This is a genomic window from Burkholderia sp. Bp8984, from assembly GCF_003853755.1.
Classification (GTDB): Bacteria; Pseudomonadota; Gammaproteobacteria; order Burkholderiales; family Burkholderiaceae; genus Burkholderia.
On the sequence record NZ_QTQN01000006.1, the window covers coordinates 154,494 to 166,683 of the forward strand.

A 12,190-nucleotide genomic window follows, 5' to 3' on the forward strand; every position below is an offset into this window, starting at 1 on the left:
GATGTCGGAGACCGATCATGAACGCGTCGCACGATTATGGTCGCGTGCTCGACATCGAGGCGTCGCTGACTGACCTCCAGGAGCGCTCTGAACGACGTGCGTGGTATGTCGCGTATGCGGCGGTCGGTGTCGCGGTGTTTTGTGCCATTGCGCTTGCGGTGATGGTGCCGTTCTATCGCGTGGTCCCCTTGCCGATCGAGGTCGATCGTCTGACGGGCGAATCCCAGGTGATCGACGTGCTCGACGCGCGCCATGTGCACACAAAGGAAATCCAGGACAAGCACTGGGTCGAGAATTATGTGCGAGCCCGCGAGCGCTACGACTGGGGACTGCTGCAGATGGACTATGACAGCGTGCTCGCGATGAGCGATGACGCCGTCGCCCGCGATTATCGCGGTATTTACAGCGGTCCGTCCGCACTGGACCAGCAGTTAGGAGCGAGTATCGAACGGCGCGTCCGGATTCTTTCGATCACGCTGCCACCCGACGAACCGGGCCATGCGGTCGTGCATGTCGAGCGCACGTCGTTCAAGAACGGCGAGGCTCATGCCGAGCCTGCGCAGCGTTTCGTGATCACGCTGGCTTATACCTACCGACCGCCGGTGTTCACGCGCGAGAGCGTGGCGATCGCCAATCCGTTCGGCTTCAAGGTCACCGCCTATAGCCGCGATGCGGAATACACGCCGCCAGCGTCATCAGCAGGAGGCACACCATGAAAGCGCTTCCTTTGGGAGCTGTGCTGGTAAGCATGTTGTTCGCAGGTGCAGTGCAGGCTGTCAATCTCCCCGGATGGAATGAAGACTCGCGTGTCCGCCAGGTGATCTATCGAGCGGATGACGTGGTGCGCGTCGAGGCCCAGCGTGGCTTCGCGATGCACATTGCCTTGGGGCCACACGAGCATATTCAGGTGGTCGCACCCGGAGATCGGGATGGCTGGCAGGTGGTGGCGAGCAAGGGCGATCATGATGTGTACCTGAAGCCGCAGCTCGCCGCGCACGACTCGAATCTCGAAATTCGCACCGATCGTCACAGCTACAGCTTCGATCTGGTCGTGCTTCCGCTCAAGTCGAAGTTCGGCAATGGCCGTGTGATGTATCGCGTGACGTTCGTCTATCTGGACGAGTTGGCCAAGCAAGCACAGGGGAATTCGGATGTCGAACTGGTCGCGAAACGTCTTGCGCAGCCAGCAGCCGTGCGTAACGCACAATATTCGATGCAGGTCATGCCGAACTCCGACGATATCGCACCGACCGCGGCATGGGACGACGGACGCTTTACTTATTTGCGCATTCCGAAAAATCGACGCATGCCGGCGATTTTTCGCGTGGCAGACGACGGCACGGAGAGCGTCGTCGACAAGCACGTCGACGGCGACACGATCGTTGTGCACGAGGTGGCGAAGCGTTTCGTGTTGCGGCTGGCAGGAGAGGTCGTTGGAATCTGGAACGACGCTTACGACATGGACGGCGTACCGCCCCGTGACGGCACGACGGTCAATGGGGTGAAGCGCGTGCTGCGGAGCCATCGTGATGAATGACGATAACCCGCGCAATGCGATCGAGCCCGACGATGCCGCTGACTCGCAGTCTGGACACGACCAGAACGAGGGGGCATCAAGTATTTCCGCAGATCGCGGTATGCCGGAGCTGGGGCAATACCGCGGTGCTCGTCCGCGCGCCTGGTGGCTCACGCCCGTTGGGATCGTATTGGTCGTCGGCGTCGGCGCAGTGTGGACCGTGCACGGTTTCCTCGCGCGGCACGATGCCGAAGCGAAGGCGCGGCGCGATGCGGTGGCTGGCACATCTTCTCAGGGACGCCTGTTCAAGGAGCTGCCAGCGTCGTCGGCCGGTGGCCCAGCTTCGGCGCCGGTACCCGCAAGCCCGATTACCGTCCTTCCCGCGTCCACGGCGGGGGCACTCGCGCCTGCTCGTACCGTACACGCTGCAGTTCCTCGCAGCTACTACGACGCACCGTTGCTCGAAACGGTCGGTAGACAGGGTTCAGCGGGTGGTGAGCCCGGCGTGCTGGAGTCGGATGGGGTGACGGACGCAACTTCCTCAGCTGCAGCAGGTGTCACGAGGGCCGCAGGCGCGTTAGCTCCACGGTCGGGGCAAGCTGGCGGCTCACTCGCTCAGGCGCTGACGCCGAGCGCTACACCGCGAGTTCAGGCGGGAACGCTCGGCAATCGAAGTCTGGTGCTCGCGCAAGGCGCCAAGATCGACTGCGTGGGTGACACGGCGTTCGACTCGACGGAGGCTGGCCTGTCGACCTGTACCGTGAGCAAGAACGTGTATTCCGACGATGGCAGCGTCGTGCTGATTGAACGGGGTTCGCAGATCAACAGCCAGTACCGTTCGAACCTGTCCCCGGGCCAGAAGCGGGTGTTCGTGCTGTCGGCCCGCATCAAGACGCCCTACGGCGTCACGGTCGAAATCGACTCGCCGGCGGCCGATGCGCTCGGCCGAATGGGTATTGACGGTTACGTGGACAACCACTGGCGCGAGCGCTTCGGCGCGGCGCTGCTGCTCGGCTCAGTTCAGGACGCAATCGGCTATCTGTCTACACGCGGTGGCAATACCAACGGCTCGGTGGTGTTCCAGAGCACGCAACAGCAGGGTAACGACATGGCCACGCGCGTGCTTGATAGCACGATCAATATTCCGCCGACGCTCACCCAGAACCAGGGTGCGGAGTTCACAATTGTGATTGCCCGCGATCTGGACTTCGGATCGGTGTATGCCCTGCAGCCGGAGGGCATGCGATGACGATTCGCGCACACGGGCAGGATTTGTCACGTGACCCCGCACTGGTTCGGCTACCTGAGGACGCATCGGTTCGCGAACTGATGCGTCCATTTGCGCTGCTGCTCGACAATCCCGACGTGACAGAACTGGTGATCAATCGGCCAAAGCGTGCCTTGACCGAGGACTCGCTCGGCTGGCACGGCCATGATTGCCAGGATCTTGACTTTGATCGGCTGATGTCGTTCGCCGTGGCAGTGGCCACGCTGACCCACCAGGAAATATCGTCTCAGTATCCGGTCCTTTCAGCGCTGCTGCCGAATGATGCACGTATCCAGATCGTGGTGCCACCGGTCGTGCCGCAGCGAACGGTGTCGGTCACGATCCGTCGTCCGTCCTCCGACGAAAAGACGCTCGATGCGTGTCGTGACGAGGGGTTGTTCGACGAGACGGTATGGCGCCGGCCAGACAGACTCGATTCAGCGTTGTCGGCATTGCGAGCCGACGATCGCGAGCTTATCGAAACCCTGGACGCGCACGACTGGAGCGCCTTCTTCGATCACGCTGTCAGGGGCCGACTTAATATCGCTGTGGTCGGCAATACAGGGTCTGGGAAGACCAGTTTCATGAAGACCTTGTGCCGTTCGATTCCGGCCACCGAGCGGATCGTGACGATCGAGGACGTTCGCGAGTTGTTCATCCGGCATATCGAGAACTGCGTGCATTTGCAGTACAGCAAGGGTGGGCACGGACACGCACGCGTAACACCCGCAGATCTGATCGCGAGTGCAATGCGCATGCGTCCGGACCGTGTGCTGCTGGCTGAGCTACGCGGTGCCGAAGCCTACGACTTCCTGAAGCTCCTGACGACTGGGCATGCGGGTTCGATTACGAGCTATCACGCCCCCAATGCGGCCGTCGCAATCGAGCGTTTCGCGCTGATGGCGAAGGAACACCCGGAGGCTGTCGCCTGGGACGATGCCGCGCTCAAGAGGCTGCTGTTCCTGACCGTCGATGTTGTTGCGCACATGGAGTCACGCCCGATATTCAATGCGGTGGGTGAACAGATCGGCAGGCGCTGGGGCATGACCGAAGTCTGGTTCGATCCGGTGCGCAAGGCGCGCACCGCCTTCGTGTAGGGGCGAATATGGACCATATCGCTCTCCCTTTGCTCGAGCATACCCGGACGACAGCCGTGACGGTGGCGGTGCTGGCTTGCCTGATGGGGGGAATCGCTGCGTCGCTCTGGCTCGCGTCGTTCTTCCTGTATGCCAGTCTGCGAATCAATCCGCTGCACGCTGGGCTGTGGGGCTGGCCCGATGCGGCGTTGGCCTGGCGAGATGGGACGATGCCGAACATCGGTCGCCAGTTGGCGGGGGCGGCGCTCCTAGGCGGGCTCCTGTCCTTTGGCGGTCCGGGATTTGCTTTGCATGCGCTATGGACGGGTGCGAGCCGACGTTGCCTCTATGGCAGCGCGCGCTTTGCGAGCGAGTCGGAAATTCGCCGGGCGGGCCTGCTATGACGACGCGCCCCCACTTGGATGTTCCATCGGCGATAGTCGTAGGCGTCTGGCGTGGTCGCTACCTGCGGTTTGCGGGCCAGCAGTTCGTGCTGCTCGCGGCGCCGGCCCGCTCTGGCAAGGGTGTTGGTGTCGTGATCCCGAATCTGCTCACCTTTCCCGATTCGGTGGTCGCGCTCGACATCAAGCAGGAAAACTATGCAGCCACAGCGGGCTTTCGCCGAGCACATGGGCAGGATGTGTACTTGTTTAACCCGTTTGCCGAGGACGGCCGCACGCATCGCTACAACCCGCTGTCGGCGATCACCAACGGCTTGTTTCGGGTGGGCGACATCCTCGCCATCGGTTATGCGTTGTATCCCGCTGGCGGCCACGACGACTTTTGGAAGGATCAAGCAAGAAATCTGTTCCTCGGCATCGTGCTCCTGCTGTGCGAATGGCGCGACGCGCGCCGAGCCGGCAAGGGAGCGTCGATCCCCGACTTTCCCGTCACGATGGGGGAGGTGCTACGGCAATCGTCGGGCAATGGCATGCCGGTCAAGGGCTACTTGCAACGTGCGCTGGTCCGGCACCGTGGGCTGCTCTCGGGGCAATGCATCGATGCCTTGAATCGCTTCCTGTCCAACGACGACAAGGTTCTGGCGAGCGTGCTGGCGACGTTCAACGCGCCACTCACGATCTGGGCCAATCCGCTCGTCGACGCGTCGACCAGCGCGAACGATTTCGATCTGCGCGACGTGCGCCGTCGTCGCATGTCGATTTATATCGGCATTACGCCCGACCATCTGTCCGAAGCGGCTTTGCTCGTCAATCTTGTGTTCTCGCAGCTCGTCAACCTGAACACGAAGCAACTACCTGAAGTCGATCCCACGCTGCAATTTCAGTGTCTTCTGCTGCTCGATGAGATGACCTCGATCGGGAAGATCCAAATCATTGCGCGCGCGGTCGCTTATATGGCGGGCTACAACCTGCGCTTGCTATCGATCGTGCAGTCGATCGCGCAACTCGAATCGGTGTACGGGCGGGCTGACGCGCGTACGTTCATCACGAATCACGCGATGCAGATTATCTATGCACCGCGCGAGCAAAAGGACGCGAACGACTACTCGGAAATGCTCGGTACGTTCACCGACCAGTCGCGCAGTGTGAGCCGCTCCAATGCGCTCTTTGGCCGCGGTGGATCGAGCGAAAGCGTATCGGAACAGCGTCGACCGTTGCTGTTGCCGCAGGAACTGAAGGAACTGGGGCGTGACAAGGAAATCATCTTGCTCGAAAACACCAAGCCGATCCTGGCCGACAAGATCTGCTACTGGCGCGATCCCGAGTTTGCGTCGCGCGTCCTGCCTGCGCCGTCCGTGCCGGCCCTGAACATGGCCTATTTCAGTGCGGTTGTCGAGCGCCGATTGCGCGATCTGCATCCCGATGAGATCGATCCGGACGGTGCGGGGCTCGTCAGTCTGCCGTCCGAATACCTCGAAGTATTACAGGCATGGGATCCACGTGACCTGCCGCCGAACCTAACCGACATCAGTGAGGAGGACGCAGTGGCTTACGTGGAACGGCATTTCACGCTGCTGGGCGTCCCGGCCAGCAAGGTTGTCCAGGCAAGTCGTCATCTGAGCGTGGCCGATCTGGACGTGGCTGAACTCGATTTTGTTGAGTCGACGCGGCATGCAGCCGCGAGCGGCCCGCTCAGTATGGGAGCCCGGCAATGACGACATCTGAAGTGCATGATGCAGACCGTGCGCGTGCTGCACTTGCGGTGATTCCGGCCGACGACTACGAGACATGGGTCGATATGGCGTTCGCGCTTAAGCAGGGCTTCGGCGAAGAAGGTTTTGAAATTTGGGATGCGTGGAGCCGAACGGCCGCCAACTATGACGAGCGTGCGGCTCGGACCACGTGGCGCTCGATCGGCGCATCGGGTGGCAAGACGCTTGCCACGTTATTCTGGCAGGCACGCCAGCATGGTTTTGATCTGAAGCGAACGAATTATCCCGACCGCATGACAGCCATACTCGCAGCCTCGCCCGAGGTGCTGGCGCAGCGCGCAAAGCAGGAGGAGCAGCGAGAGGCGCGTCATGCAGCAGTAGCTCGCGAGGCAGCATCAATCTGGGCGTGGGCGAGGCCAGTCGGCCCGGAGCATCCCTACCTTGTGCGCAAGCATCTTGATCCGACCGGCACGCTGCGTGAACTGGATGCGCTTGAATTGCGTGCGCTGCTTGGCTATACGCCGGCCAGCGGGGAGGAACCGCTGACGGGGCGTGTGCTGATCCTGCCAGTCTGGAACGGGCCCATCTCGACACTGGAGCTGATCGATGAGCACGGGCGGAAATCGTCGCTGGCCGGCGGTGTGAAAAAGGGCGGGTACTGGATGACGGCGCCGACGCTCGTTTTCGGACACGAATCGCCGCAGATTCTGATCGCAGAGGGCATGGCGACGGCATTGTCCGCGTCGCGTGCGACGGACTGGTTCGCTGTGGCGGCGTTGTCGAGCGGTAATCTGAGGCTGGTGGCGCAGAGCCTGCGTGAAAGATTTCCCGATGCGAACCTGATCGTGCTGGGTGAACTAGGCCGCGGTGAGACGCAGGCGCGACAGGCCGCGGCGGCAGCGCAGGCGCGTGTGGTCTGGCCGAAGTTTGCTCCTGAGGCGCGCATCGACGGCAACGTGCCGAACGACTTCAGCGACATGGCAGTGTTGTCGGGCTTTAATGCGGTCGGCGAATACTTGCACGCCGTGGTCCGTTTCGTTGAGAAGGCGCATGGTCAACCGGATATCTCCGCCGTATCCGGTACGACAGTGTTTGAGGTGGACCAGCATAAGGAGGGCGAAAAGATGGGCAACGTCAAGGAAAAGCTATTAACCGACGACGAAGGGACGCCGCGTCGCCGGTCCTCGAAGCGCAGTACGCGAAAACAGGATGCACCAGATGTGCCGGCCGCGGATGGCGCGTCCGGTTCGGCACCACCATCGACGGATTCTTCCGCTGCTGTATCGCCGGCTGTTGCCCCTCCGGTTGCCGATCCGCCGAGGTTTGCATCGTCGCGACCGCCGGTAGGCGAACCGCTGTTCGAGGTGGGCGACGTTCCGAATGAGGTCAGGGCGTTGGCTGAACACCGGTTCGGTTCGCCGCTCAGGATGGCCACGCCGCGCGAGAACGGCGGACTCTATCGCGGCGAAGTATTCAACACGGAACACTATCTGGTACAGGAGGTCGCGACGCGTAGTGTCGTGTTCCACCGCAAGGATCAGATGACGTTTGTGTCCGAGCGGCTGAAATGGATGGACGAACACGCGCGGCTGAACGGGGCCGAGTTACAGGTAGGTTACGACGGCGGCCAACCGAAGGTCTATCCATGGGACCGGGCCCGCGACCTGCTCGAACGCATGGTCGGTTCGCTGAAGAAATCCGCCCGCGAGCTGAATTACAGCCCCAATCTTGAGGGGATGCTCGATCAGTTGCAGGCGAGATCCTGGGCACGCATCCGGGAGGCGCGGGCCGCCGCGCTCGAAAAGTCGCGGGAACAGGAGGTGTCCCGCGAAACTGGGTCGAGGCCCGACCGATAAGGCTCGTCAGCATAGCGCGCACGTGCAATGCCGATCTTGAAAATGCGAGGTGGTGACATGGCCCAGAGAATTGCCGCCGATGAAGCCGATCCAGTTATCAACATGATTGAACAGGATTTAACGGGCGATAGTGTAGGTCCAGCTGCGGTGGACGAACGTCATGAGAGGCTGAATCTGGCCGCGAAAGAAGCAGTATCGGCTCGACGCCGACGGGACTTCGACGCTGCCCTGGCTAGATTGCGAGAGAAGGCGATCCGCGATGATGCCACCGTCGCCCAGCATGCCGAGACTCTGTCGCCGAACGGGATACCGGACGAGACGGATCGAGTCAGTGCGCCGCTCGACCAACCGCCTGAACGAGTACGCAAGCGCTACGTGCGCACCGGCAACCAGTATTTCCTGAAGGACGCGCCGTATCAGCTGGCATTTGAAGATCTGGGGCCGTATCTCGTTACCGAGCACAACCGCCCGGACGTAGTCGAGTCCATGATCGACATGGCGCATGCGAAGTCGTGGCGGCGCATTCGAGTGTCCGGGCACGAGGTATTTCGCCGCGAGGCGTGGCTGCAAGGCACGCTGCTCGGCATCGAGGTGAGCGGCTACGAACCAAAAGCGGCTGATCTGGCGCGTCTGGCGGATGCGCGGCAGGCGCGGCTGGACAATCGCATTGAGGTAGCGGCGCACGCCGGATCACCGCCTGTTGCGGACGCACCGGGTCGCCTAGATGATCGAACGATGGTTTCATCCGCGCCTCGCGTCGACGCAAGGATGGCCGTAAACCCATCTCCTTCATTTGCACCACGCCGTCCGGCCGCTTCTGAATCGGCTATTCCCGAGGGAAACCAGAACGCAGCACGCGACGAGATCGATGGTCCACGGCGCTACGTCGGGGAACTGCGTGAGCATGGTGGCGCACCATACCAACACAATCCGGCGCGCAGCGGCTCGTATTACGTCGTGTTTCGCGACGAGACTGGAATCGATCAGGTGGTGTGGGGTGTCGATCTCGAGCGCGCGGTGCGTGAAGCGAATGCTCAAATCGGGCAGCAGGTGATGCTCGAGAATCTCGGCAAACGCCTCGTCACGGTTCGAGTGCCGAATTTGAATGACGAAGGACGGGTGATTGGCGAAGACGAGAAAGACGTTTACCGCAATACGTGGCAGGTGGAAGTCGCGCAGCGGGGGCGTGATGTTTCTGTCGCGCGGCAATCAGAAAATCCGCCGGGCGAAGAAGCCCAATCTGCGGATTCACACGTTGCCCCGGTTGGGGAGCCAGAGCCTCAAGGACGTTATGGCGCGCTCGATTCAGAAAATGAACGGGAGCTTCATCTGGCCGTGCTGACGGCAGCTATGCGCGAGCAGGGTTTTAGCCAGCGGTCCATTGCTCTGGTACAGAAGCGTGCGGAGCGCATGTTGGTTGCGTTCCAGCGCGAGGGCATCCCGGTACCGACGCCGAAGGTGTTTGATCCGAACGCGCCATCGGACCGGAATCGTCGCAAGCATCGGACCTCCGAACGCACGCCTACCCGAGAGATCGAGCGAATGCCTGGCGAACCGTCACCACCATCACCATCTCGCTGAGGTGAATCGTGGTCGGCCGCGAGCGTCTGTGCGTCGAGCTCGGTGCACTCAGGTCACACTGGGAAGACTGGTGTGCGCGCCGCGGTTTGACCGCAGGCGAGGGCGTGCGCCAGCTGGTTGCAACCGCTATCCGTGAAGATGCGGCCGGGGAACCTGGCACGACCACGTGTGGCTTACCTCGGCCGGTGGTCGGGGAGCCGCGCACGCGTATCGAAATCCGACTGACTATTGCAGAACGGAGTGCTGTCGAACGACATGCGATGGCAATGGGCCTGCGCGGTAATCGCTGGATCGTGTCACTAATTCGTGCGCAATTGACCCGAGAGCCGCAGTTGGGCGAGCCCGAATTGCATGCCCTATCCGTATCAAATCGGCAGCTTGCCGAGATCGGCCGTCTGTTGGGCCAACTTGCACGGGCCGACGAGGCAGAGCCGGCCCGTCGGGAGTTGAGGTCCGAATGGGTAGGGTTGCGAAGGCGCGTTGATGAACACCTGCGTACGGCGGCTGTCATCATTCGCGCGAATCTTGACCGATGGAGCCGCTGACATGCCATATCCGAGGATCTACATCGATGCGATGCTCGTGAACTGGGGTGACCGCCTGTTTCAGGAGCCACTACGACATGCGCGTGCCGCGCGGCTCTCACATGTGGATATTCGCGACGCCGCCGTCCTCATGCGCGCTCGGGTCGCCCGCACGCTCAGGCGTACCCCGGAGGTCATGGTCAAGATCACCAACAAGGCGGGGAGTGCGCAAGGCATGGGAGCCGTACGTCGGCATTTGCGCTATATCTCCCGTAACGGCCGGATCGAACTGGAAGATCAGAACGGCAACCGTATTGAAGGCAAGGATGCGCTGAGCGATCTCGTAAAGACATGGCAACTGGGCGGCTGGGGCATCCCGGAGGCCAGTACGCGGCGTGAAACTTTCAACATCCTGCTGTCGATGCCGCCCGGAACGGATCGAAAAGCCGTGCGTGATGCGGCGCGCGATTTCGCGGCACTTGAGTTCGGCGACGGGCGTGCGTACGTTTTCGCTGCACACGACGACGAAGCGCATCCGCATGTTCATCTGAGTGTCCAGGTACGTGGCCCTAACGGGCGCCGCCTGAATCCGCGCCACATGGACCTGCAGCGATGGCGCGAGCGTTTTGCAGAGCAACTGCGGGAGTATGGCGTCGAGGCAAATGCGACGCATCGGCGTGCGCGCGGCATAACGCAACGCTATCCGAAGCAGGCTGTCATTCATACGGTCGCACGCGGCGAAACGCCGAGGTACTGGAGACCGTTCCCGACTGATGCTCAGCGCGATGCACGATGGGTCGCACAGGGCGGCGTATTCACCGCGTGGCGGGAGATGGCCTACGCGATGGCAAGGTCGCGCGTGCGCGAGGATCGCTTGACGGCCGTTGAAATGGCGTACTTCGTGGGGGCCATGCCGGTGCAACGAGAGCGGCCAGTGGTAGGGCGCAATCCGGATAATGGACGCGAGCAGCCTACCAGGCTGGGACCGGATTCAGATCGTTTAGACGACGCGACTCGGGATATGGAGCGTTGATGTTTGTGCGTGGGGTGACAGCGATCATGCTGCGATACCCGATCCTAAGTGTAGGAAAATCCAGAGCACGATCAGTTGCGTGGTGTCTTTTATTCAACCTGGACCGAGGTCTTCTGGAGTCGTGGAACCAAGGGATGATCCGTTGAGCCTGTTCTGACGGTGATTCGACCGGTTGTGAGGATATTGCTCATGGTCAGATGCATCGGCGCTGCTGTCCTGAGGCACCTGTTTATTCGCGATCAGCAAACCATGCCGGTCCGGCCTTGAAGGTCGCAAAGAGTAGAAACAGCAACGCGATCGCGAGAAGCGGTATGCCGTAGAGTGCCACCGGGAAAAACAACATGAGCTGCAGCACTGATCCGCAGAAGCCGTGTGCCGCGCCCGTACCCCGAATGTTTTCGTAGATCAACCGGATCACTACCGCAAGCCCCGTTGCCATGAGTACGAGGCCGCTCCACGTCGGTTCATGACGCAGCAGGGCGGCGCCCCATCCGAAATATCCCCAACACACGAGATTGATGCCGATCGCGGCGAGCCAAAAGCCACGTACCGTGAAAAAACTGTAGCCGTACTGGCGTCGAACGTGATGGCTGAAGAGCTGAATACCCTTCGAAATGGCAATGATTGTGCCAAATTCGATCGCGAGTTTAAGAAATCCCACGGAATGTTCCTCCAGAGCTGGTCCCGGTGGTGCCTCGTTGGTCGACATGAAGGCGCAGCGAAATGCGGCGTGCTGACTGCCACTCCTTCAAATATAGACGTCCGTTCCGTGAACGCAACAATATCGTTATCCAGATTATTGAAAATTTGCGTTCATGGTGATGACATTCAAAATTTCCCAGTGCCTGGTGCTGCGTGCTCACGCTGCAGGTGCTGAATTCGAAAGTGATGTGGTTGGTGGAAAGAGAATGTCTTGTTGCGGTGAAGCGCAATGGCGCCCAAAACCGGCGCAAGCCTATCCTGCCATACCTCGATTTTCATGTTGTTTTCGGTGTCGAGCGTGACTTCCGTGCGCGCGATGTGCAAGCCATGTGCAACAGGAATTCGCATCCGCGTAATCGCAGTGCGTTGGGCGTTTAACGACGTCGAGCAAAAAGACGCGTGGCCGGTGCTTGGCCGATTGGACCCGAGCGCATCAGATGTAGAGACGTGGAGAGTTGGCGTGAGCGCGCGTTGAGTGGAGAGTGCGCTCGACTCATCGCACCGTGTTGTGTAGGCAATACT

General features: G+C 61.1%; 11 protein-coding genes. 10 read left to right on the plus strand and 1 reads right to left on the minus strand.

Annotated features, from left to right (window positions below; translation table 11 throughout):
* The first annotated feature begins 17 nt into the window (after positions 1-17).
* From DID98_RS08980 to DID98_RS09025, 9 genes are all read left to right on the plus strand, one after another.
* Complete coding sequence (locus DID98_RS08980; RefSeq protein ID WP_124570596.1) at positions 18-716, plus strand: virB8 family protein; 699 nt, start codon at positions 18-20, stop codon at positions 714-716.
* Entirely contained in the window at positions 713-1,537 is an 825-nt protein-coding gene (locus DID98_RS08985; protein WP_124570597.1) for a TrbG/VirB9 family P-type conjugative transfer protein, read from the plus strand. Before DID98_RS08980 ends, DID98_RS08985 begins: the two co-directional genes overlap by 4 nt.
* On the plus strand, positions 1,530-2,765 hold the full coding sequence (gene virB10 / locus DID98_RS08990) for a type IV secretion system protein VirB10 (RefSeq protein ID WP_124570598.1): 1,236 nt from the start codon (positions 1,530-1,532) through the stop codon (positions 2,763-2,765). The genes DID98_RS08985 and virB10 overlap by 8 nt, the downstream gene beginning before the upstream one ends.
* Positions 2,762-3,880 carry a P-type DNA transfer ATPase VirB11 gene (gene virB11 / locus DID98_RS08995; protein WP_124570599.1) on the plus strand — a complete coding sequence of 373 codons (1,119 nt, stop codon included), beginning with the start codon at positions 2,762-2,764 and terminating at the stop codon, positions 3,878-3,880. Before virB10 ends, virB11 begins: the two co-directional genes overlap by 4 nt.
* 8 nt (positions 3,881-3,888) lie before the next feature.
* The gene (locus DID98_RS09000; protein ID WP_124570600.1) at positions 3,889-4,263 is read left to right on the plus strand and encodes a hypothetical protein; all 375 of its coding nucleotides are present in this window, start codon (positions 3,889-3,891) and stop codon (positions 4,261-4,263) included.
* Entirely contained in the window at positions 4,260-5,975 is a 1,716-nt protein-coding gene (locus tag DID98_RS09005) for a type IV secretory system conjugative DNA transfer family protein (protein WP_124570601.1), read from the plus strand. Before DID98_RS09000 ends, DID98_RS09005 begins: the two co-directional genes overlap by 4 nt.
* Positions 5,972-7,828 carry a PriCT-2 domain-containing protein gene (locus DID98_RS09010; protein WP_124570602.1) on the plus strand — a complete coding sequence of 619 codons (1,857 nt, stop codon included), beginning with the start codon at positions 5,972-5,974 and terminating at the stop codon, positions 7,826-7,828. Before DID98_RS09005 ends, DID98_RS09010 begins: the two co-directional genes overlap by 4 nt.
* Before the next feature lie 57 nt (positions 7,829-7,885).
* On the plus strand, positions 7,886-9,409 hold the full coding sequence (locus tag DID98_RS09015) for an LPD7 domain-containing protein (protein WP_124570603.1): 1,524 nt from the start codon (positions 7,886-7,888) through the stop codon (positions 9,407-9,409).
* A 546-nt stretch (positions 9,410-9,955) separates the two neighbouring features.
* Positions 9,956-10,966: a relaxase/mobilization nuclease domain-containing protein gene (locus tag DID98_RS09025; RefSeq protein ID WP_124570605.1), complete on the plus strand. Its 1,011-nt coding sequence runs from the start codon at positions 9,956-9,958 to the stop codon at positions 10,964-10,966.
* 229 nt (positions 10,967-11,195) lie between these two features.
* Here the strand turns inward: DID98_RS09025 and DID98_RS09030 are convergent, their stop codons facing one another.
* Positions 11,196-11,675: a hypothetical protein gene (locus DID98_RS09030; RefSeq protein WP_311767498.1), complete on the minus strand. Its 480-nt coding sequence runs from the start codon at positions 11,673-11,675 to the stop codon at positions 11,196-11,198.
* 146 nt (positions 11,676-11,821) lie between these two features.
* Here DID98_RS09030 and DID98_RS09035 point away from each other — a divergent pair, with 146 nt between their 5' ends.
* A complete protein-coding gene (locus tag DID98_RS09035; RefSeq protein ID WP_124570606.1) occupies positions 11,822-12,046 on the plus strand; it encodes a hypothetical protein in 225 nt (74 codons plus the stop codon).
* Positions 12,047-12,190: the final 144 nt, after the last annotated feature.